Genomic DNA, 19,474 nt, shown 5'->3' with positions numbered 1-19,474 from the left:
CGCTCAGCCTATCCGCCGCGCGCGGGTAGCCAGGAACGCGGGCAGGTAGCGTTCGATCAGCACCCGCGGGCGCGGCTGCCAGTCTTCCATGAAGCGCTCGATCACGAACCCTGCGTCCAGCTGGCCGCCGATCAGATCGCCCAGGCTGTGACCGAACGTCATCGCCTCGCCACGCGCCTGCTTGGCCTGCCGCTCGTCCGCGGGCAGGTCTTCCAGATCGGAATAGGGAATGGCGAAGCGCGGGCGCATCAGTCCCTGTTCGGCCAACGGCGGATCGTCGCTGCCCACGAACAGCACCGGGTTGTAGAAGCTGGCCAGCAGCAGGCCATCACGCGCCAGCACACGGTGGCACTCGGCCCACACCGGCCGCACATCGGGCACGAACAGGTTGGACACCGGATGGAACACCACATCGAAGCTGCCATGGCCGAAGGCCTTCAGGTCACGCATGTCGCCCTGCACCGCCTGCAGGCGCAGGCCATCGCGTGCGGCCACCGCACGGTCCAGCGCCAGTTGCTGCTCGCACAGGTCGAACACGGTCACATCGGCGCCGGCAGCGGCCAGCACGGGCGCCTGCTGGCCGCCGCCGGAGGCCAGGCACAGGATGCGGCGACCACGCACATCGCCCAGCCAGTCCAAGGGCAGCGCCCGCGGGGTCAGGTGTACCTGCCAGCGCCCAGTGCGGGCGGCGGCGATGGTCTCCGCATCCACCGGCTGGGCCTGCGGCGCGTGCAGTTCCCAGCTCGTACGACGGTGATCCCTCACTACCGTTCCATGGTTCATGCGCTCTCCTTGCCCGTCGGTTGCCAGTCGAGGTCCTGGAAGGCCGGATCGTGCTCGAAGCAGCCGGCCAGGAAATCCAGGAATCGGCGCATGATAGCGGGCTGCTGTCGACGCGATGCGTAGACGGCATGAACGCCCAACTCGTCCAGTTGGTAGTCCGGCAGCACGGCCACCAGCGCGCCACTGCGCAGCAGCGGCGCCACCTGGTAGCTGGGCAGCATGGCGATGCCCGCATCGGCGCGTACCGCTTCCACCAGCAGCGATGCCTCGTTCGCACTGATATTCCCGCCCACAGCCACCGACAGCGCGCGGCCGTCGCGGTGCAGGTGCCAGAGGCTGCGACCCACGTAGTGGTGGGTCAGGCAGTTGTGCGCGGCCAGGTGTTCCGGCGCGGTGGGCGTGCCGTGTGCCTGCAGGTACGCCGGGCTGGCGCACAGCACCGACCGGCAGGTGGCCAGGCGCCGTGCGATCAGGCCTGGATCGATCTGCCGCGCGATACGCACCGCCAGATCCACCCGCTCTTCCACCAGGTTCACCATGCGGTCAACCAGCAGCAGTTCGATGCGCGCGGCCGGGTGGCGCTGCACGAACGCCGCCACCGCGCGGGCCAGGTGGCTCTGCCCGAACGACACGCTGGCGGTGATCCGCAGCGTACCGTGCGGTTCGGGATCGTCGCTGGCCAGCTCGCCCTGCAGTTCCTCGCCAATGGCCAGCATCTGCCGGAAGCGCGCCAGTGCCGCCTCACCGGCCGCGGTAAGGCTGATGCGGCGGGTGGTCCGGTGCAGCAAGCGCGCGCCCAGCCAGCCTTCGGCTTCGGCCAGATAGCGGCTGACCATCGCCCGCGACATGTCCAGCACCTCGGCGGCGGCGGTCAGGCTGCCACGCTCGGCCACCTCGACAAACACGGTCATGGCGGTCAATCGGTCCATATGCTCGATCCATGCAACAAACAAGCGCGTTATACGCTGTTTTTCGATCAACTGCAGCGGCCTACAGTGGGCCCGTACCCCCAACCCATTGCCCCACGGAGTCCTGCCATGAAGATTGCCCTCGTCGGCGCCACCGGCAACATTGGCCGCCAGATTGCCCGCCACGCCCTGGCCCACGGCCACCAACTGACCGTGATCGTGCGCAGCGCGCAGAACCTGCCCGGCGAACTGGCCGGCGCCCACCCGGTCATCGCCGCGCTGGATGACCGCGACGCGCTGGCTGCCGCCATTGCCGGCCACGATGTGCTGGCCAGTGCCTATGGCCCGCGCCCGGGCGATGACATCGGCCAGATCGCCACCGTGGCCGGCCAGCTGGTGGCCGCTGCCCGCCAGGCCCAGGTGCCGCGCGTAGTGGTGGTCGGCGGCGCCGGCAGCCTGGAAGTGGCGCCGGGCGTGCAGCTGGTCGACACCCCCGGGTTCCCCGAGGCTTACAAGCCGTACGCACTGGCCGCGCGTGAAGCACTGAAGCAGCTGCAGGCCGTGGAGGACATCGACTGGACGTTCTTCTCGCCGGCGGCGGAAATCGGCCCCGGCGACGAACGCGGCCAGTACCGCGTGCAGGCCAAGACCTTCCTGGCCGATGCCGAAGGCCACAGCCGCATCAGCTATGCCGACTACGGCGCCGCCTTCGTGGCGGAACTGGAAGCGGGCAAGTACCCGAAGCAGATCATCACCGCCGCGTATTGATACCGAAACCGTAGAGTCGAGCTTGCTCGACTGACCCCAAAAACCCGTCGAGCAAGCTCGACGCTACCTCGACTGCTATCCCGTCGAGCAAGCTCGACGCTACCTCGGCTGCTATCCCGTCGAGCAAGCTCGACGCTACGAGGAATCGCGCATGCGCAACGCTCTGCTGTTCTCCATGGCGCTGGCACTTGGCACGGCCAGCGCACCGCTGCTGGCCGCCCCCGCCGCGCCCGCTGCCGCCACCGCTGCAAAGTCACAGCTGCACCTGCAGACCTTCCACCCCGGGCCGCAGGCGATGTTCGCGGTGTCCTCGGTGCTGATCGAAGGCCGCCATGATGCGCTGCTGGTCGATGCGCAGTTCGCTGCCAGCGACGCACGTGCGCTGGTCGAAAAGGTCCGTGCCAGTGGCAAGCAGCTGACCACGATCTACATCAGCCATGGCGATCCGGATTACTACTTCGGTCTGGCCACGCTGCAGGATGCGTTCCCGCAGGCACGTATCGTCGCCACCGCGCAGACGGTGGCCCACATCCAGCAGACCCAGGCCGCCAAGCTGGCGTATTGGGGACCGAAAATGGGCGCCGACGTACCCGCGCGCATCGTCGTGCCGCAGGTGGTGGACGGTGATGCACTGGTCCTGGAAGGCCAGCGCCTGCCGCTGATCGGCCTGGACGGGCCGACGCCGGACCGCAGCGTGCTGTGGGTGCCCTCGCTGCGTGCGATCGTTGGCGGCATTCCGGTGGTGGCTGGCGAACACGTGTGGATGGCCGACACGCAGACGCCGCAATCGCACGCGGACTGGCTGCAGACCCTGCAGCAGTTGCAGGCACTGAAGCCGACGGTGGTGGTGCCGGGGCACTACGCGCCGGGCGCGGCGCTGGATGCCAGTGCGTTGCGCTTCACTGCCGACTACATCCGTGCGTTCGATGTTGAAGCGGCCAAGGCCAAGGACAGTGCGGCGCTGGTGCAGGCCATGCGGGCGCGCTACCCGGCGCTGGCCGGTGTGGAATCACTGGAGCTGAGTGCGAAGGTGGCCAAGGGCGAGATGCAGTGGCCGTAAGGTAGGGGAAATTTTTTTGCAGGGCTGCGCCCTGCACCTGCTCACTGCAACGGCAACAGCCGCAGCAACGGCAACAGCCGCAGCAACGGCAACAGCTTGCTTTCCGTGGGATGGCGGGGTGGGTCCGGTTGCGGGGGACGCTGCAAGTACGTCCATGTAAGCTCGGTCGCCGCATCCATGCGGCTCACGCCCCCGCAACCGGACCCACCCCGCCTTCGACAGTTGGCCGGCGCTCATGGACTTGGGGTCGGATCCCGTTGCTCCGCAACGGGCTCTGACCCCATGTTTGACGACTAGATTTCTGTGGGATGGGTTGGGTCGTGCCCGAACAGTTCGCCCTGCACTACCGGTTCCTTTTCGCGGAAACCGCCCAGGCCCACGCCCACCAGGCGGTAACGGGTATCGGCTGGCAGGTCCACGCGCGCGCGCAGTGCCAGGGCGATGTCACGCAGCTCCTGTTCCGATTCGGGTGGGCGCTCGGGGGTGAAGCTGCGGGTCAGGATGCGGAACTGGGCGGTCTTCAGTTTCAGCACTACGGTATGACCGATGCGTTCGGTCTGGCGCGTGGCCTTCCAGGTCTTCTCTGCCAACTGCACGATCGCCTCGGCCAGGTCTTCCAGCAGCAGGTCTTCGGCGAAGGTGTCTTCGGAGGAAATCGACTGCACCTGCTGGTCCGGTTCCACCGGACGCTCGTCGATGCCACGGGCGCGGTTGTACAGGCTGCGGCCGAAACTGCCGAAGGCTTCTTCCAGGTCCGGCAACGCCCATTGCCGCAGGTCGCCACAGGTGACGATGCCGCGCGCGGCCAGCTTGCCTTCCATCACCTTGCCCACGCCGGGAACCCGGTTCACCGGCAACGGCAGCAGGAAGGCATCCACCCGCTGCGGCGGGATGACGAACTGTCCGTCGGGCTTGCGCCAGTCCGAGGCGATCTTGGCCAGGAACTTGTTCGGCGCGATGCCGGCTGAAGCAGTCAACTGGGTTTCTTCGCGGATCTGCGCGCGGATGGTGCGGGCGATATCGGTCGCCAGTGCCATGCCGCTCTTCGGCTCGGTCACATCCAGGTAGGCCTCGTCCAGCGACAGCGGTTCGACCAGATCGGTATGGCGCAGGAAGATCTCGCGCACCTGCCGCGACACGGCCTTGTAGCGGGCGAAATCGGGCGGCACGAAGATCGCATCGGGGCACAGGCGCTCGGCACGCAGCGCCGGCATGGCCGAGCGCACGCCGAACACCCGCGCTTCATAGGACGCGGCACACACCACTGAACGCGCGCCGCGCCAGGCCACCACCACCGGCTTGCCGCGCAGTGAAGGCGCGTCGCGCTGCTCCACCGACGCATAGAAGGCGTCCATGTCTACGTGGATGATCTTGCGCAGTGCGTTCATGGTCGGCCGCCATCATACCTGCACCGTACCCGTCCAGACGCCAAAGTATGGTCGTTGTGCATCAACGGGATGCGCGATTCCGGCGCAGAACACTACGCACGCGTACGGTGTGGCGGTTTGATTCCCGTTGCAACCGTCGTGCATCCTCGGGGACTTGTTGCCTTGTTTTCGCTTCCAGGAATGCGCTTTCCATGACTCGTCTCCACGCGTTCAACCGCGACCAGCTGCTGGCCAGCGCCCGCGGTGAACTGTTCGGCGCCGCCGCCGGCCGTCTGCCCAACGACCCGATGCTGATGTTCGACCGCATCACCGAAATCCGCGAGGACGGCGGACCGCATGGCAAAGGCATGGTGCGTGCCGAACTGGATATCCGCCCGGACCTGTGGTTCTTCGGCTGCCACTTCATCGGCGACCCGGTGATGCCCGGCTGCCTGGGCCTGGATGCCATGTGGCAGCTGACCGGCTTCTACCTGACCTGGCTGGGTGCCCCCGGCAAGGGCCGCGCCCTGGGCTGCGGCGAAGTGAAGTTCACCGGCCAGGTGCTGCCGGAAGCGAAGCTGGTGCGCTATGAAATCGACATCACCCGCGTGATCAACCGCAAGCTGGTGATGGCCCAGGCCGACGCCCGCATGTACGTGGACGACCGCGAAATCTACAACGCCCGCGACCTGCGCGTGGGCCTGTTCACCGAAACCGGGAGCTTCTGATGCGTCGCGTCGTCATTACCGGCATGGGCATCACCTCCTGCCTGGGCAACGATCTGGATACCGTCTCGTCGGCGCTGCGCGACGGCCGCGCCGGCATCACCGCGCTGCCCGACCACGCTGAAGCCGGCCTGCGCAGCCAGATTGGCGGCCGCGTGGACATGGATCTGGATGCGCAGATCGACCGCAAGCAGAAGCGCTTCATGAGCGATGCGGCGGCCTTCGCCTACGTGGCCATGCGCGATGCGATCGCCGATGCCGGCCTTTCCCAGGAACAGGTCAGCGCGCTGCGTACCGGCCTGATCGCCGGTTCCGGCGGTGGTTCCAGCGAATGGCAGGTGGGTGCAGTGGACCTGCTGCGCGCCCGTGGCGTGCGCAAGGTCGGCCCGTACATGGTGCCGCGCACGATGTGCTCGACCGTGTCGGCCTGCCTGGCCACCGCGTTCCAGATCAAGGGCGTCAGCTATTCGCTGTCGGCCGCCTGCGCCACCTCGGCGCACTGCATCGGCGCGGCCGCGGACATGATCCGCCATGGCGCGCAGGACATCATGTTCGCCGGTGGCGGCGAAGACCTGCACTGGTCGATGAGCGTGATGTTCGACGCGATGGGTGCGCTGTCCACCAGCTTCAACGACACCCCGGCCACCGCGTCGCGCCCGTATGACAAGGACCGCGATGGCTTCGTCATTGCCGGCGGCGGCGGCATGCTGGTGCTGGAAGATTACGACCACGCCGTGGCCCGCGGTGCACGCATCTACGCCGAACTGATCGGCTACGGCGTGACCTCCGACGGTGCCGACATGGTGGCTCCGTCCGGCGAAGGCGCAGTGCGCTGCATGAAGATGGCGCTGCAGAACATCGACCGTCCGCTGGATTACCTGAATACCCACGGCACCTCCACCCCGCTGGGCGATGTGACCGAGCTGGGTGCGATCCGCGAAGTGTTCGGCGATGCCGTGCCGCCGCTGTCGTCGACCAAGGCGCTGTCGGGCCACTCGCTGGGTGCGGCCAGCGTGCACGAGGCGATCTACTGCCTGCTGATGATGCGCGATGGCTTCGTGGCCGGTTCGGCCAACATCACCGAGCTGGACCCGGCGGTGGAAGGCTTCCCGATCCTGCGCGAAAGCCGCGAGCAGAAGCTGGATACGGTGATGTCCAACAGCTTCGGGTTCGGTGGCACCAACGCAGCACTGGTGTTCGGCCGGGTGTGATGGAAGGGCGTGCCACGTCGCCCTCGTAACGTCGAGCTTGCTCGACTGCTCGAAAATCGTGCCACGTCGCCCCCGTAGAGTCGAGCTTGCTCGACTGCTCTAAAATCGTGCCAACCAAGGTTGGCACCTACCAGAGCGGTCATGCGTGCCAACCCAGGTCGGCACCCACCATATATCTACCGCAGCAGTGGCAGCAGCAGGGCGTGTGCGTCCAGCAGCGAGGTCACGATGCGGTGGCCCAGGGCGCGCTGCGCGTCGTCCGGGTCCACCAGGTCCGGCACCTGGATCACGGTCATGCCGGCCGCCAGTGCGGCGCGCGTGCCTGCCGGTGAATCTTCCAGCGCCAGGCAGCGCTGCGGGTCCTGCCCGAGCCTGCGGGCGGCCAGCAGATAGATATCCGGCGCCGGCTTCGGCCGCTCCACGTCGTTGCCCGCTACCACTGCATCGAAATACGGCAGCAGCCCGGCCGCGGCCAGCTTGCGGTTGGCCCGCGGCTGCCGGGTAGACGTAGCCACCGCACACGGCACGGCGTGCGCCTTCAGCAGCTCCAGCAACTCCATGATGCCCGGCCGCAGCGGCAGTCCATGCTGGGTGCGCGCGTCGTACAGCGCGTGGCAGGTGTCCACCAGCGTTTCGATCGTGCCCTCGCTCAGCCCCTGCTGCTGCAGCAGCGCGCGGCAGTCCCGGTCACCCAGGCCCACCATGCGCAGGAAGAAGCTTTCATCCAGCGGCAGCCCGCTCGCCCGCGCCGCCTCGTTCCAGCACGCCAGCGAGACGCGCTCGCTGTCGATCATCAGGCCGTCCATGTCGAAGATGACGGCGTCGGGCAGGAACGGCAGCGCAGCGATCACGGTCATACGGCGAACAGCGTGTCCAGGTCGGCGGCATCGAGCATGCGCCACTGGCCTTCGTCCAGGCCCTGCAGGTCCATGCCACCCACCCGGCTGCGGTGCAGTGCCTGCACGTGGTTGCCGGTGGCGGCAAACATGCGGCGTACCTGGTGGTAGCGGCCTTCGTGCAGCACCAGCCGCACCTGGCGCGGGCCCAGCACCTCCAGCTCGGCCGGCAGCAGCGGGGTCTTCTCCGATTCCAGCATCAGCGTACCGCTGGCGAACAGCGCCACTTCATCGCCACGCAGGTCTTCGCTCAGCGCCACGTCGTAGACCTTGGGCAGCTTCGACTTGGGCGAGATGATCCGGTGCAGCAGGCCGCCATCGTCGGTCAGCAGCAGCAGGCCGCTGGTTTCGCGGTCCAGGCGGCCGACGGTGGACAGCACCGGGTCGCGGTCGCGGAATCGCGGCGGCAGCAGATCGTAGATCAGGCGGCCGGTGTCCTTGGTCGAACAGGTGTAGCCGGCCGGCTTGTGCAGGGCAAGGGTCAGGCCCGGCGGCGGGTCCAGCGGCTCGCCATCAACCCGCACCGCCTCGTGCGGCACCTGGTCATCGGCGTACAGCACCTCGCCGTCGGCATCGGTGATGCGCCCTTCGCGGAACATCCACTGCACCTGCTTGCGGCTGCCGTAGCCCAGGTTGGCGATGTGCTTGACCAGTTTCATCGGCCCTTCCCCTTCACTGCTTCCACCAGCTTGAAGCCATCGCGCTCGGCCACCACGCGCACCGCGCCGAAGCTGTCGTTCAAGGTGTGCTCGTACGGCAGGTGGCGGTTGGCCACCACGTACAGGCGGCCACCGGGGCGCAGTGCCTGCGCGGCCACGGCAATGAAGCGCTGGCCGATGTCCGGGCGGTCGGCGCGCGAGGGCGTGTGGAACGGCGGGTTGCTGATGATGACGTCGTAGCCCGGCTCGATGCCGGCGGTCACGTCGCGCCACAGGAAACGCAGCGGCAGCGCGCGCGGCGGCGGTGCAAGGTTCAGCTCGGCCAGGGCCAGCGCACGCTGCTCGGCTTCGTACAGGTCCAGCGCGGTGATTTTCGGGCAGCGCTCCAGCAGTTCGCGCGACAGGTAGCCATAGCCGGCGCCCAGATCGGCGGCACGGCCGGCCAGGTCGGCCGGCAGGTGCTCGGCCAGCAGGGCAGAGGCCGGGTCGATGCGGTCCCAGGCGAACACGCCCGGGCGGCTGAGGAAGCGACCGCCCATGATCGGCCGCACCGCATCCAGTGCGGCCCAGCGCTTGGCCAGGTCGGCATCGTGCTGGCCCTGCAGTGGCGCGGTCCAGTACACCCGGCAATGGTTCTTGGTCAGGCAGCCGCCCAGGCCGGTCAGCTGCTTCAGGTCGCCCTCGCCGGAGCGCGCGCCTTCATTGTTGGACTGGCAGGCCACGATGCGGCCGCCGTCGGCCACCAGGGCCAGGGCGCGGGCGAACAGTGCGCGTGCTTCTTCGCGCTGGCGCGGCGGCAGCACCAGCACCAGCGGGTAGCGGCCCTTGCCGGCGGCATCGTCCAGCTGCCCGCTGACGGTCCAGCCGCTGGCCTGCAGCGGCTGGGCGAACGGGGCAAAGCTCTGTTCGAAGTGGACCTCGCGGGTGCCGGCCGCTTCGCGCAGCGGCCAGCCATCGCGGGCGCGCAGGAAGGCCACCGGACCCTCCGGCCAGCGCAGGGCGCCGCTGGAAAACGGCAGGAACAGGGTCTGCAGGGGGGCGTCGTCGCTGGCGGCCATCGGCGCGGGTACTGGAAGCGTGAGGGCCGTCCATTGTACCGGCTCGGCCCGCCCCGCCCCGGGCGCGCTTTGCGAAAGTTCAACGGGGCGTTGATGCGCCGCCAACATTGAAGGGTTCAGGGTAAGAGCTCCCCCCGCAACCTATTGGAGCTCCTGCATGCGCGCCTTGTTCGTCGGTGGTGTGGTCGACAACAGTGAAATGGACCTGGAGGGCAGCCATCCGCCCGTGCATTACCCCGAGGACACCGGCGGCGGGCATTCGCGCTACCGCCTGCACCAGATCGGCCATGGCGCCGACGGTGCCGTGGCCTATGCGGTGTATGGGGCCCCGGACCTGGCCGATGACGAAGTCGCCCGCGTGGCCGAAGAGCGCGCCTATGCGCGGCGCTTCGAGGCGACGCCTACCGTGTTTGAACATTAGGCAGACCAGCCACGCATGGCGTGGCTCTACTGGGTAGAGCCACCCCGTGGGTGGCTGTGCTCATGGTCTCGGCGGCAACCTGCGCACGCTGGCGATCTCGTCCAGCCACACATAGTGCTGCTGCACGGGCGCATCGTAGTCGTCCAGACGCAGCTGGCCATTGGTGCCTTCATCACCGGCGTCATTACGGAACTGCTGCACCGTTGGCCTGACGGCCACGGTGCCCAGCAGGCGACGACCATCCTGCAGGGTCAGTTCCACCTGCGTTTCGCCTTCCAGCTGTGGCAGCAGGGATTCCAGGCGCGCGATCTGCGCCGGGTCGGTGTGGATACGGGGAGCGATACGGGACATTCGGCGACCTCCTGCACGCAGAGTCGCCGATCGGCCGTGAATGCTCAGTGCAATGCGTCGCCGCTGCGCGCCGCCTGCACGTGGCGCACCGCCGCCACCAGCTGGGCCACCGAATACGGCTTGGCCACATGCTCCTGGAAGCCCGATGCCAGCGCGCGACGGCGATCATCGGCGCGCGCCAGCGCGGTTACCGCCACGGCCGGCAAGGTGGTGGCATCCACGCCCATGTCATCGCGCAGCGTGCGCACCAGCCCATAGCCATCCATGCCCGGCATGCCGATGTCGGTCAGCAGCACGTTGTAGTGCAGATGGCCGTTGTCGGCCAGCAGGGCCAGCGCTTCCACGGCCGACGTGGCCGCCGATACCGATGCGCCCTGCTCTTCCAGCATGCGCCGCAGGTATTCCAGCACCTCCGGCTGGTCTTCCACCGCCAGCACGTGCAGGCCGCGCAGCGGGTACGGCTCCACCACCATCGGCTCGACGATGGGGCCGCTGATCACTTCGCGCAGCGGCCGCTTGTCCGCATCGGGGTAATGCTGCGGCAGGCGCACGGTGAAAGTGGCACCGTGGCCATGGCCCTCGCTGGCCGCGCTGACCGTACCGCCATGCAGTTCCACCAGCTGCTGCACGATGGCCAGGCCCAGTCCCAGGCCGCCATGGCGGCGGGTGGTGGTGCCATCGGCCTGGCGGAACCGGCTGAACAGATGGTTGAGGAATTCAGGCGCAATGCCATCGCCGGTATCGCGCAGGGTCACCACCCAGTAAGCGCCGTCGGCCTGCAGCTGCACGTCGATGCGGCCCTCGGCCGGGGTGAACTTGATGGCGTTGGACAGCAGGTTCCAGAACACCTGCTGCAGGCGCGTGGCATCGCCCAGCACCAGGCAGCGCTCCTCGGGCAACTGCAGGCTGACATCCAGTGCCTTGCCCTCGGCCACCAGCTCCTGCGCGCCCATGGCTTCGACCAGCTGCCCGCGCAGGTCCAGCGATTCCACTTCCAGCTGCACCTTGCCCAGCAGCATGCTGCTCAGGTCCAGCATGTCCGAGATCAGCCGTTTCTGCGCCGTGGCACTGCTGGCGATCACGTTCAGGCCCTTGAACAGCGGGCTGGTGTTGTCCACGCGCTGCAGCAGCAGCTCGCTCCAGCCGAGGATGGTGGTCAGCGGCGTGCGCAGTTCATGCGACAGCGTGGCCAGGAACTCGTCCTTCAGCCGTGCCATGTTTTCGGCCGCGCTGCGCGCCGCGCGCTCGGACTGCAGCAGTTCTTCGCGGGCCAGCTCGATCTCGCGGCGGTCGGTCACGTCCGGGCTGCTGCCGGCCAAGCCAATGAAGCGGCCCATGCGCGAGAAGCGCGGGCGGGCATTCATTTCCAGCCAGCGCCACTGGCCATCGGCACGCCGGGCACGCACCAGCGCATGCATCGACCGCTGCGCCTTCAGCGCTTCCTGCAGCTCGTACTCGAACACCGAAGCGTCGTCCGGGTGCACCAGGCCGCGCCAGACATCTTCCGGTACGCGGGTTTCGTCGCCACCGAAGAATTCACTGAAGGCACTGTTGACGAAGCGTGCGTGGCCTTTGTCGTCCAGCACCCAGACCGGCATGGGCAGGCCGTCGGCCAGCGCGCTGAAACGCGCCTCGCTTTCACCCAGTTCCACTTCAATCTGTTTGCGGGCGGTCACATCGAAGAAGAGGATGCCGACCATGTCTTCGCCGGCCTGGCCCACGCGCACGGCGTCGACCGAGAACGAGCGCCCCAGCGCGCGTGCTTCCATTTCAAACTGCGCCGGCCGGCCACTGCGGGCCACATCGCCGTACACCCGGAACCAATCGCTTTCATGGTTGGGTTCCAGCTCGGTCATGCGCTTGCCGCGCGCGTCCTTCAGGCCGGTGTGGCGCTCGAACGCGTCGTTGACCTCCACGAAGCGGTAATCAACGGCACGGCTGCCCTCGAAGATCACGTGAATCACGCAGAAACCGGCATTGATGCGCTCGAGCACGCCTCGGTGCAGATCGGTTTCCGGCGTGGGGGCCAGCGGGGCTGGGCGCTCGGCGAGGGGCGGCAGTGTGGACAAAGGGGGTCGAGGCAAGCCGGTATGGACGCACAGCATCTTCCAGAGGACGTATTCACAGCGTCAAGCGCCGTCGGTCATGCTTGACGAGCATGAATTCGCGGCAACCACGGCCATTTGTGACGCATTTGGCCATTGCTGCGCCTCCGGGGCAGGCTCACACTCGCCCTGAAACCCCGACCGTCGGCCATCCCGGCCGCAGGAGTCCTGCCATGAACCGTTCGCCTTTCACTACCGCCACGTTGCTGCTGGCCTGTGCCCTGGCCGCCGGCAGCGCCACCGCTGCGCCACGCACGGTCACCGCGCCCGATGCGCCCCGTGCGCTGCAGGCCGACGGCCCGGTCAGCGTGCAGTGGACCGATCCGGCGCAGTTCACCGAGCTGCGCCAGACCACCAACCGCTTTGAAGCCGAGCGGGGTGACTGGGTGCAGCAGATCGCCCGCTACATCCAGACCACGGCGGCCAAGCCGCTGCAGCCCGGGCAGACGCTGGATGTGACCGTGACCGACATCAAGCGTGCAGGCGACTATGAGCCGTGGCACGGCCCGCGCGGCAGCGACATCCGGGTCATGCGTGACATCTACCCGCCGCGCATCAGCCTGCAGTACACGCTGAAGGATGCCAGCGGCCGCATCGTCAACGAGGGCGAGGCCAAGCTGAGTGACAGCGGCTATCTGCACAACATCGGCGTGCGCAGCGATACCGATCCGCTGCGCTACGAAAAGCGCCTGATCGATGACTGGGTGAAGAAGCAGCTGGCCCCGCAGGTCACCGCCGCGCGGTAAGCCCGCACAGCGCGCGCCTACCGGTGCAACACGCACCGGTAGGTGTCGACCTTGGTCGACACGCAGGGCGCAACGGGCGTCCCTTAATCCTGGTACACCCGCGCCACGCGCTTCACCGCGCACGGCAACTGGTAGGCACTCACGCCGCAGCGCGGGGCCAGTTCGGCCAGGGTGGGTGCGCTGCCCCACAGTTCAACCACGCTGCCCACAGCGGCCTGCGGGTGGGCGGTCAGGTCCACCGTCAGCATGTCCATCGACACACGGCCGATCAGGCCACCGGGCTGGCCGTCGATCAGCACCGGCGTGCCATTCGGGGCGAACTGCGGATAGCCGTCGGCATAGCCCAGCGCCACCACGCCCACGCGGGTGCGCACCTTGGCCACGAAGCGGGCGCCATAGCCCACCGGCTCGCCCGGTTCGATCCAGCGCTCGGCAATCACCTGCGACTGCATGGTCATCACCGGGCGCAGGCGCGCGGTCAGCGCGCTGTCGTCCGGCAGCGGGTTGGCCCCGTACAGCATCAGGCCCGGGCGCACCCAGTCACTGCGCACATCGGGCCAGCCCAGCAGCGCCGGCGAATTGCACACGCTGGTCTCGCCGGACAGGCCGTCGATGGCCGCCTTGAACGTTGCGGCCTGCTCATGCGTGCGCTCGCTGTCCAGCTCATCGGCGCGCGCCAGGTGGGTCATCATCACGATGCGCTCAACCTGCGGCAGCGCCGACAGGCGCGCGTGCGCGGCACGGAAGCCGGCCACGTCCAGGCCCAGCCGGTGCATGCCACTGTCCAGCTTCAGCCAGACCGTCAGCGGGCGCGGGCTGTTAAAGGCGGCCAGCGCCTCCACCTGCCACGGCGAACCCACCGAGAACCACAGGTCATGTTCGGCCACCAGCGGCAGTTCGCTGGCTTCGAAGATGCCTTCCAGCAGCAGGATCGGCGCGCGGATACCGGCCTGGCGCAGCTCCAGTGCTTCTTCGATGGTGGCCACCGCAAAGCCGTCGGCCTCGCCTTCCAGCGCCTGCGCGCAGCGCACCGCGCCGTGCCCGTAGGCATCGGCCTTGACCACCGCCAGCGCCTTGCCGCCGCCCAGTTCACGGGCCAGGCGGTAGTTGCTGCGCAGCGCGCCCAGATCGATCAGCGCGCGGGCAGGACGCATGCGCGGCTCTCCTGCTGAGGGGCGTGGCCGTACTGGCCGTAACGGAAGATATCCAGGCCCTCGGTGCTGATCTGCGGCTGGCGCGCGCTCATCAGGTCGGCCAGGTAGCGGCCCGAACCACAAGCCATGGTCCAGCCCAGGGTGCCGTGGCCGGTGTTCAGGTACAGGTTGCGCAGCGGGGTGGCGCCGATCACCGGCGTGCCATCCGGGGTAGCCGGGCGCAGGCCGGTCCAGAACTGCGCCTTGGCCAGGTCGCCGCCCTTCGGGTACAGGTCGCGCACCACCAGTTCCAGGGTTTCGCGGCGGCGCTGCGACAGCGACAGGTCGAACCCGGCCACTTCGGCCATGCCGCCCACGCGGATGCGGTTGTCGAAACGGGTGACGGCCACCTTGTAGCTCTCGTCCAGGATGGTCGAGGTCGGCGCCATCGCCGGGTCGGTGATCGGCAGGGTCAGCGAATAGCCCTTCAGCGGGTACACCGGCAGGCGCATGCCCAGCGGCGCCACCATGGCCGGCGAATAGCTGCCCAGCGCCACCACCACCCGGTCGGCGGTTTCCACGCGGTTGCCGATGCGCACGCCGGTTACCCGGTCGCCTTCGACCTGCAGGCCGGTGATGTCCTGGTCGTAGCGGAATTCCACGCCGGCGTCGGCCGCCAGCTGGGCCAGGCGACGGGTGAACAGCTGGCAGTCACCGGTCTGGTCGCGCGGCAGGCGCAACGCACCCACCAGGCCGTCCACATGGGCCAGCGCAGGCTCGGCCTGGATGATGCCGGCGCGGTCCAGCACTTCGTAGGGCACGCCGTACTGGGCCAGGATCTCGATGTCCTGCGCCGAGGCGTCCAGCTGCTGCTGGGTGCGGAACAACTGGGTGGTGCCCAGGTCGCGGCCTTCGAATTCGATGCCGATCTGCGCGCGCAGCTCGTTCAGGCAGTCGCGGCTGTATTCGGACATGCGCACCATGCGCGCCTTGTTGATCGCATAGCGTTCCTGGGTGCAGTTGCGCAGCATCTGCCACAGCCAGCGGTACTGGGCCAGGTCCATGCCGGGCTTGATGGCCAGCGGCGCGTGCTTTTCGAACAGCCAACCGATCGCCTTCTTCGGCACGCCCGGGGCGGCCCACGGCGAGGTGTAGCCGAACGAGAGCTGGCCGGCGTTGGCGAAACTGGTTTCCAGCGCGGGGCCCGGCTGGCGGTCGATGACCGTGACTTCAAAGCCGGCCTGCCGCAGGTACCAGGCACTGGTGGTGCCGATCACGCCGCTGCCAAGAACGAGGACTCGCATGGGGACTCTCCAACCCGATCATTCCCTGCGTTTGAGCACGCCGGGACCACAATTGGGGAAGTATAGGCGCGCAATCCTAGAGCATTTGCCTGTTTTTAGGACTACAGTCAGGCAGTTTCCCTGCGATTCATTCCCCGAGGTTGACGGCCATGGCCACCCGCTCCCGCGAACTGGACAAGATCGACCGCAAGATCCTGCGCATCCTGCAGGCCGAAGGCCGCATTTCCTTCACCGAACTGGGTGAACGGGTGGGCCTGTCCACCACGCCCTGCACCGAGCGCGTGCGCCGGCTGGAACGCGAGGGTGTGATCACCGGGTACCACGCCCACCTGGACCCGACCGCGCTGAAAGCCAGCCTGCTGGTGTTCGTGGAAATCAGCCTGGCCTACAAATCGGGCGACATCTTCGAAGAATTCCGCCGCGCCGCGCTGAAGCTGCCCAACGTGCTGGAATGCCATCTGGTATCGGGCGATTTCGACTACCTGCTGAAGGCGCGCATCAGCGAAATGGCCAGCTACCGCAAGCTGCTGGGCAGCACCCTGCTGACCCTGCCGCATGTGCGCGAGTCCAAGAGCTACATCGTGATGGAAGAAGTGAAAGAGACCTGGGCGCTGCCGATTGCCGATTGAGCGGTGCCGGGTGTGGGGTCAGAGCCCGCTGCGCGGGATCCGACCCCTGGCGAGAATGTGGGGTCAGATCCCGCATGGCGGGCTCTGACCCCTGATCGTTCACCGCTGCTGCGGGTGCTTCATGCCGCCCTGCTGGCGGTGGTCCTGCTGCTTGCCGCCCTTGTGCGCCTGCTGCGGGTCCATCTGCTGCTGTTGCTGCTGCGGGTTACGGCCCTGCGGTTCCTTGCCGGACGGACGGTTCTGCTGGTTCTTCATGATCGCGATCCATAGGACGAAGGACATGCGCCGACACCATGCCGGCGCAGCGCCACGGTGATCCCGCAGCGGTTAATCGCAGGCGAAAAAACGGTGATCGGCACGCACGCGTTTTGCTGGGTTCAGGCCGCTACCCCGGCACGCCCTGTCACGGCTTGATCTGCTGCCCGGCGCCCTGCGGCACGCTGTCGTAGTAACGCCCGGTGCGCGAATCGAACACGCGGTTTGGCCCCACCGGCTTCACCCCCGGCACGATGCGGCCGTTGCGGTCGTAGACCTTGTCCGGCAGTGCCGGCGCAGGGGTGGCGGTGATCGGCGCCGGGCCGGTGGCCTTGATCGGCTGGCGGGGCTGCGGTGAAGGCAGCGGTTGCGGCTGCGGGCGTGCCGGCTGCACCGGCGGTGCCACCGGCGGCGGCGCCACCGTGGTGCTGCTGCGGGTTCCGGTCGGGTTGCCGGTGGGCACCTGTGCCTGTGCCACCAGAGGCAGCAGCGCCGACAACAGCAGGACAAGGGGGCGGTTCATGGCACGCTCCAGCGTGGATTGCCCCCACCATGCACCCGGCCCCGTGTGCCGCCCATGAATGGCCATCACACTTGCAACGCCGCCCCGCCATCCCCACTTCAGCCAGCATCCCACCGCCCCGGAGAGCCGCATGAGCGCGTTCGACCTCACGCCCCCCACCGCCGCCCAGACCGATGCGCTGGTTGCCGGCCTGAGCGCCGAAGAGCGCCGCGTGCTGCTGCAGCACGGTACCGAGGCGCCGTTCTGCGGCGTGTTCCTGGACAACAAGCGCGACGGCGTCTATTGCTGCCGCCTGTGCGCGCTGCCGCTGTTCCGTTCCAGCACCAAGTTCGATTCGGGCACCGGCTGGCCCAGCTTCTTCGCGCCCTACGACCCGGCCCATGTGCGCGAAATCCGCGACACCAGCCACGGCATGGTGCGTACCGAGATCACCTGCGCCCGCTGTGGCAGCCACCTGGGCCACGTCTTCCCGGACGGCCCGCCGCCCACCTTCGAGCGCCACTGCCTGAATTCGGTCTCACTTTCTTTCACCGGCCAGGGCGAGCCATGGCCCAATCCGCTGCAGCGCGGCGGCGCCGAGACCGGCACGGCGGACTGAACACCCCCGCCGACCGACTTCACACAATCCGCTCTTCAGAAATCCCGGTGCCGCGCCGACAAGGAGATATCCCCCCTCCTTGCGTCACGCCATGCTCATCATCGTTGGATTCCTGGTCGTCATCATCAGCGTGCTCGGCGGCTACCTCGGCGCCCACGGCCGCCTGGGTGCCCTCTGGCAGCCCTACGAACTGGTCATCATCGGCGGCGCTGCCCTGGGCGCCTTCCTGGTCGGCACGCCGGCCAAGACGGTCAAGCAGACCCTGCACGCCATGGTCGGCGTGTTCAAGGGCCCGCGCTACAAGCAGCAGGACTACATCGATGTCCTCAGCCTGCTCTATGAACTGCTGAACAAGGCCCGCCGCGAAGGCTTCATGGCGCTGGAAGACCACGTCGAACGCCCCGCCGAAAGCGCCCTGTTCGCCAACTACCCCAAGGTGCAGGCCGACCACCACCTGGTCGATTTCATCACCGATTGCCTGCGCCTGATGATCGGCAGCAACATCGAGCCGCACGAGCTGGAACCGCTGCTGGAACTGGAGCTGGAAAAGCACCACGCCGAAGCCATGGCGCCGTCGCAGGTGCTGACCAAGGTGGCCGACGGCCTGCCCGGCTTCGGCATCGTGGCGGCCGTGCTGGGCATCGTCATCACCATGGGCTCGATCGGTGGCGACATCGTTGAAGTGGGCGGCCACGTGGCCGGCGCGCTGGTCGGCACCTTCCTGGGCATCCTGCTGGGCTATGGCTTCGTCGGCCCGATGGCCTCGGCCATGGAAGCCCGCGCCGAACAGGACAGCCGCATCTACGAATCGGTGAAGACCGCGCTGCTGGCCTGCCTGCGTGGCTACAACCCGAAGATCGCGCTGGAATTCGCCCGCAAGACGCTGCCGTCGAACGTGCGCCCGGCGTTCTCCGATTTCGAGCAGCACCTGAAGACGGTCAAGTAAGCCATGGCCGAGACCAAGCCCACCGTCATCGTCCGCAAGGTCAAGAAGGCCGGCCATGGCGCCCACCATGGCGGCTCGTGGAAGGTGGCCTACGCGGACTTCGTGACCGCCATGATGGCCTTCTTCCTGGTGCTGTGGCTGATGGCCAGCACCAGCAAGCCCGAACGCGCGGCCATTTCCGAATACTTCCGCAACCCCAGCCCGCTGGCCGGGCAGAGCCCCACGCCGGCACCGGGCATGGCCGGCCCGGGCGGCGCCAGTACCTCGATGATCAAGCTGGGCGGCGCCACCGATCTGTCCCGCGGCAACAGCAACGACCCCTTCCAGAACCAGAAGCAGGCCCTGCAGCAGCCGGTGGACCAGCAGCAGCGCGACAAGCAGCAGCTGGAAGCGCTGATGAAGGAGCTGCAGGAAGCGATCAGCCGCAGCCAGGCGCTGGAACCGTTCAAGGACCAGCTGCTGCTGGACCTGACCCCGGAAGGCCTGCGCATCCAGATCGTGGACAAGCAGAACCGGCCGATGTTCGACCTGGGCAGCGCGTCGCTGAAGCCGTACACGCAGCAGATCCTGCACGAGCTGGCCGAGTACCTGAACCACGTGCCGAACCGGATCAGCCTGACCGGCCACACCGATATCACCGCCTATTCGGCCGCGCGCGGTTATGGCAACTGGGAACTGAGCGCCGACCGCGCCAACGCCGCGCGTCGTGCGCTGGTCGATGGTGGCCTGGAAGACAGCAAGATCACCCGCGTGGTGGGCCTGTCCTCGTCGGTGCTGTTCGACAAGGTGGACCCGCAGAACCCGATCAACCGCCGCATCAGCATCGTGGTGATGACCCACGCCGCCGAAGAGGCCGCGCTGGCCGGTGCCGGCCCGCAGGTGGGGCTGTCGGCCACCACGGTCGACCCGGACGTGCAGGCTGCACAGGGCGAGGCCAGCCCTCCGGCCGTGACGCCCTGACCGGAGGTTGGGACGGGGAATCGAGGGGTAGAGTCGACTGTCAGTCGACTGCTTCAGGGCTGGCATCC

Annotated in this window: 22 protein-coding genes; 10 read left to right on the top strand and 12 right to left on the bottom strand. The window is 67.9% G+C overall.

Features of this window, described 5'->3' with window-relative positions; all coding sequences use genetic code 11:
• Positions 1 to 3: 3 nt before the first annotated feature.
• A complete protein-coding gene (locus G4G00_RS00620; protein WP_240336058.1) occupies positions 4 to 765 on the bottom strand; it encodes a methyltransferase domain-containing protein in 762 nt (253 codons plus the stop codon).
• Positions 766 to 779: 14 nt separating this feature from the next.
• The gene (locus G4G00_RS00615; protein ID WP_164270677.1) at positions 780 to 1,712 is read right to left on the bottom strand and encodes a LysR family transcriptional regulator; all 933 of its coding nucleotides are present in this window, start codon (positions 1,710 to 1,712) and stop codon (positions 780 to 782) included.
• Positions 1,713 to 1,820: 108 nt separating this feature from the next.
• Between G4G00_RS00615 and G4G00_RS00610 the strand changes: the two genes are divergently transcribed.
• Together G4G00_RS00610 and G4G00_RS00605 are read left to right on the top strand one after the other, a co-directional pair.
• Positions 1,821 to 2,459 carry an NAD(P)H-binding protein gene (locus G4G00_RS00610; RefSeq protein WP_108752064.1) on the top strand — a complete coding sequence of 213 codons (639 nt, stop codon included), beginning with the start codon at positions 1,821 to 1,823 and terminating at the stop codon, positions 2,457 to 2,459.
• Positions 2,460 to 2,610: 151 nt separating this feature from the next.
• A complete protein-coding gene (locus G4G00_RS00605) occupies positions 2,611 to 3,519 on the top strand; it encodes an MBL fold metallo-hydrolase (protein WP_164270675.1) in 909 nt (302 codons plus the stop codon).
• A 293-nt stretch (positions 3,520 to 3,812) separates the two neighbouring features.
• Here the strand turns inward: G4G00_RS00605 and dinB are convergent, their stop codons facing one another.
• A complete protein-coding gene (gene dinB, locus G4G00_RS00600; protein ID WP_164270672.1) occupies positions 3,813 to 4,907 on the bottom strand; it encodes a DNA polymerase IV in 1,095 nt (364 codons plus the stop codon).
• Positions 4,908 to 5,098: 191 nt separating this feature from the next.
• Between dinB and fabA the strand changes: the two genes are divergently transcribed.
• The gene (gene fabA, locus G4G00_RS00595; RefSeq protein ID WP_079220498.1) at positions 5,099 to 5,614 is read left to right on the top strand and encodes a 3-hydroxyacyl-[acyl-carrier-protein] dehydratase FabA; all 516 of its coding nucleotides are present in this window, start codon (positions 5,099 to 5,101) and stop codon (positions 5,612 to 5,614) included.
• Positions 5,614 to 6,822, top strand: a complete 1,209-nt coding sequence (gene fabB / locus G4G00_RS00590) for a beta-ketoacyl-ACP synthase I (protein WP_164270671.1) — start codon at positions 5,614 to 5,616, stop codon at positions 6,820 to 6,822. The genes fabA and fabB overlap by 1 nt, the downstream gene beginning before the upstream one ends.
• A 176-nt stretch (positions 6,823 to 6,998) precedes the next feature.
• Here fabB and G4G00_RS00585 read toward each other — a convergent pair whose 3' ends face one another.
• Genes G4G00_RS00585 through G4G00_RS00575 form a run of 3 tightly spaced genes read right to left on the bottom strand, consistent with a single transcriptional unit; the run spans position 6,999 to position 9,435 of the window.
• Positions 6,999 to 7,679, bottom strand: coding sequence for an HAD family phosphatase (locus G4G00_RS00585; protein WP_164270669.1), 681 nt, complete (start codon positions 7,677 to 7,679; stop codon positions 6,999 to 7,001).
• A complete protein-coding gene (locus G4G00_RS00580; RefSeq protein ID WP_108755311.1) occupies positions 7,676 to 8,377 on the bottom strand; it encodes a pseudouridine synthase in 702 nt (233 codons plus the stop codon). Before G4G00_RS00580 ends, G4G00_RS00585 begins: the two co-directional genes overlap by 4 nt.
• Positions 8,374 to 9,435 carry a class I SAM-dependent methyltransferase gene (locus G4G00_RS00575; RefSeq protein ID WP_108752058.1) on the bottom strand — a complete coding sequence of 354 codons (1,062 nt, stop codon included), beginning with the start codon at positions 9,433 to 9,435 and terminating at the stop codon, positions 8,374 to 8,376. Before G4G00_RS00575 ends, G4G00_RS00580 begins: the two co-directional genes overlap by 4 nt.
• Before the next feature lie 157 nt (positions 9,436 to 9,592).
• On the opposite strand from G4G00_RS00575, the gene G4G00_RS00570 reads away from it, so the two are divergent.
• Entirely contained in the window at positions 9,593 to 9,856 is a 264-nt protein-coding gene (locus G4G00_RS00570; protein ID WP_108748382.1) for a hypothetical protein, read from the top strand.
• Between the two features lie 60 nt (positions 9,857 to 9,916).
• Here the strand turns inward: G4G00_RS00570 and G4G00_RS00565 are convergent, their stop codons facing one another.
• On the bottom strand, positions 9,917 to 10,207 hold the full coding sequence (locus tag G4G00_RS00565; protein WP_108752057.1) for a DUF3247 family protein: 291 nt from the start codon (positions 10,205 to 10,207) through the stop codon (positions 9,917 to 9,919).
• Positions 10,208 to 10,251: 44 nt separating this feature from the next.
• Positions 10,252 to 12,312, bottom strand: a complete 2,061-nt coding sequence (locus G4G00_RS00560; protein WP_240336057.1) for a PAS domain-containing sensor histidine kinase — start codon at positions 12,310 to 12,312, stop codon at positions 10,252 to 10,254.
• A gap of 173 nt (positions 12,313 to 12,485) precedes the next feature.
• Between G4G00_RS00560 and G4G00_RS00555 the strand changes: the two genes are divergently transcribed.
• Positions 12,486 to 13,058, top strand: coding sequence for a DUF3016 domain-containing protein (locus tag G4G00_RS00555; protein ID WP_164270667.1), 573 nt, complete (start codon positions 12,486 to 12,488; stop codon positions 13,056 to 13,058).
• 83 nt (positions 13,059 to 13,141) lie between these two features.
• On the opposite strand, the gene alr is transcribed toward G4G00_RS00555, so the two are convergent.
• Both alr and G4G00_RS00545 read right to left on the bottom strand, forming a co-directional pair.
• A complete protein-coding gene (gene alr / locus G4G00_RS00550) occupies positions 13,142 to 14,212 on the bottom strand; it encodes an alanine racemase (RefSeq protein WP_108752055.1) in 1,071 nt (356 codons plus the stop codon).
• Positions 14,191 to 15,495, bottom strand: coding sequence for a D-amino acid dehydrogenase (locus G4G00_RS00545; protein WP_108752054.1), 1,305 nt, complete (start codon positions 15,493 to 15,495; stop codon positions 14,191 to 14,193). The genes alr and G4G00_RS00545 overlap by 22 nt, the downstream gene beginning before the upstream one ends.
• 149 nt (positions 15,496 to 15,644) lie before the next feature.
• Between G4G00_RS00545 and G4G00_RS00540 the strand changes: the two genes are divergently transcribed.
• The gene (locus G4G00_RS00540) at positions 15,645 to 16,124 is read left to right on the top strand and encodes a winged helix-turn-helix transcriptional regulator (RefSeq protein ID WP_108748377.1); all 480 of its coding nucleotides are present in this window, start codon (positions 15,645 to 15,647) and stop codon (positions 16,122 to 16,124) included.
• A gap of 99 nt (positions 16,125 to 16,223) precedes the next feature.
• On the opposite strand, the gene G4G00_RS00535 is transcribed toward G4G00_RS00540, so the two are convergent.
• Together G4G00_RS00535 and G4G00_RS00530 are read right to left on the bottom strand one after the other, a co-directional pair.
• Complete coding sequence (locus G4G00_RS00535; protein WP_108752053.1) at positions 16,224 to 16,406, bottom strand: lana protein; 183 nt, start codon at positions 16,404 to 16,406, stop codon at positions 16,224 to 16,226.
• Between the two features lie 121 nt (positions 16,407 to 16,527).
• Complete coding sequence (locus G4G00_RS00530) at positions 16,528 to 16,902, bottom strand: classical arabinogalactan protein 4 (RefSeq protein WP_108752052.1); 375 nt, start codon at positions 16,900 to 16,902, stop codon at positions 16,528 to 16,530.
• 130 nt (positions 16,903 to 17,032) lie between these two features.
• Here G4G00_RS00530 and msrB point away from each other — a divergent pair, with 130 nt between their 5' ends.
• The 3 genes from msrB (at position 17,033) to motB (ending at position 19,406) form a co-directional block, all read left to right on the top strand.
• The gene (msrB, locus tag G4G00_RS00525) at positions 17,033 to 17,500 is read left to right on the top strand and encodes a peptide-methionine (R)-S-oxide reductase MsrB (protein ID WP_108748374.1); all 468 of its coding nucleotides are present in this window, start codon (positions 17,033 to 17,035) and stop codon (positions 17,498 to 17,500) included.
• 91 nt (positions 17,501 to 17,591) lie between these two features.
• Positions 17,592 to 18,446 (top strand): flagellar motor stator protein MotA, encoded by an 855-nt coding sequence (gene motA, locus G4G00_RS00520; protein ID WP_164270665.1) that lies wholly within the window; start codon positions 17,592 to 17,594, stop codon positions 18,444 to 18,446.
• 3 nt (positions 18,447 to 18,449) lie between these two features.
• Complete coding sequence (gene motB / locus G4G00_RS00515; protein WP_164270663.1) at positions 18,450 to 19,406, top strand: flagellar motor protein MotB; 957 nt, start codon at positions 18,450 to 18,452, stop codon at positions 19,404 to 19,406.
• The last annotated feature ends 68 nt before the right edge of the window (positions 19,407 to 19,474 follow it).

This window comes from Stenotrophomonas sp. B1-1 (genome assembly GCF_010894375.1).
GTDB lineage: Bacteria > Pseudomonadota > Gammaproteobacteria > Xanthomonadales > Xanthomonadaceae > Stenotrophomonas.
Note: the sequence above shows the minus strand (reverse complement) of the source record. Positions and strands in the feature narration are given on the sequence as shown.

Coding starts and splice junctions, on each gene's coding strand:
- G4G00_RS00615 (WP_164270677.1), bottom strand. CDS start 1,712: ATGGACCGATTGACCGCCATGACCGTGTTTGTCGAGGTGGCCGAGCGT.
- G4G00_RS00610 (WP_108752064.1), top strand. CDS start 1,821: ATGAAGATTGCCCTCGTCGGCGCCACCGGCAACATTGGCCGCCAGATT.
- G4G00_RS00605 (WP_164270675.1), top strand. CDS start 2,611: ATGCGCAACGCTCTGCTGTTCTCCATGGCGCTGGCACTTGGCACGGCC.
- dinB (WP_164270672.1), bottom strand. CDS start 4,907: ATGAACGCACTGCGCAAGATCATCCACGTAGACATGGACGCCTTCTAT.
- fabA (WP_079220498.1), top strand. CDS start 5,099: ATGACTCGTCTCCACGCGTTCAACCGCGACCAGCTGCTGGCCAGCGCC.
- fabB (WP_164270671.1), top strand. CDS start 5,614: ATGCGTCGCGTCGTCATTACCGGCATGGGCATCACCTCCTGCCTGGGC.
- G4G00_RS00585 (WP_164270669.1), bottom strand. CDS start 7,679: ATGACCGTGATCGCTGCGCTGCCGTTCCTGCCCGACGCCGTCATCTTC.
- G4G00_RS00580 (WP_108755311.1), bottom strand. CDS start 8,377: ATGAAACTGGTCAAGCACATCGCCAACCTGGGCTACGGCAGCCGCAAG.
- G4G00_RS00575 (WP_108752058.1), bottom strand. CDS start 9,435: ATGGCCGCCAGCGACGACGCCCCCCTGCAGACCCTGTTCCTGCCGTTT.
- G4G00_RS00570 (WP_108748382.1), top strand. CDS start 9,593: ATGCGCGCCTTGTTCGTCGGTGGTGTGGTCGACAACAGTGAAATGGAC.
- G4G00_RS00565 (WP_108752057.1), bottom strand. CDS start 10,207: ATGTCCCGTATCGCTCCCCGTATCCACACCGACCCGGCGCAGATCGCG.
- G4G00_RS00560 (WP_240336057.1), bottom strand. CDS start 12,312: ATGCTGTGCGTCCATACCGGCTTGCCTCGACCCCCTTTGTCCACACTG.
- G4G00_RS00555 (WP_164270667.1), top strand. CDS start 12,486: ATGAACCGTTCGCCTTTCACTACCGCCACGTTGCTGCTGGCCTGTGCC.
- alr (WP_108752055.1), bottom strand. CDS start 14,212: ATGCGTCCTGCCCGCGCGCTGATCGATCTGGGCGCGCTGCGCAGCAAC.
- G4G00_RS00545 (WP_108752054.1), bottom strand. CDS start 15,495: ATGCGAGTCCTCGTTCTTGGCAGCGGCGTGATCGGCACCACCAGTGCC.
- G4G00_RS00540 (WP_108748377.1), top strand. CDS start 15,645: ATGGCCACCCGCTCCCGCGAACTGGACAAGATCGACCGCAAGATCCTG.
- G4G00_RS00535 (WP_108752053.1), bottom strand. CDS start 16,406: ATGTCCTTCGTCCTATGGATCGCGATCATGAAGAACCAGCAGAACCGT.
- G4G00_RS00530 (WP_108752052.1), bottom strand. CDS start 16,902: ATGAACCGCCCCCTTGTCCTGCTGTTGTCGGCGCTGCTGCCTCTGGTG.
- msrB (WP_108748374.1), top strand. CDS start 17,033: ATGAGCGCGTTCGACCTCACGCCCCCCACCGCCGCCCAGACCGATGCG.
- motA (WP_164270665.1), top strand. CDS start 17,592: ATGCTCATCATCGTTGGATTCCTGGTCGTCATCATCAGCGTGCTCGGC.
- motB (WP_164270663.1), top strand. CDS start 18,450: ATGGCCGAGACCAAGCCCACCGTCATCGTCCGCAAGGTCAAGAAGGCC.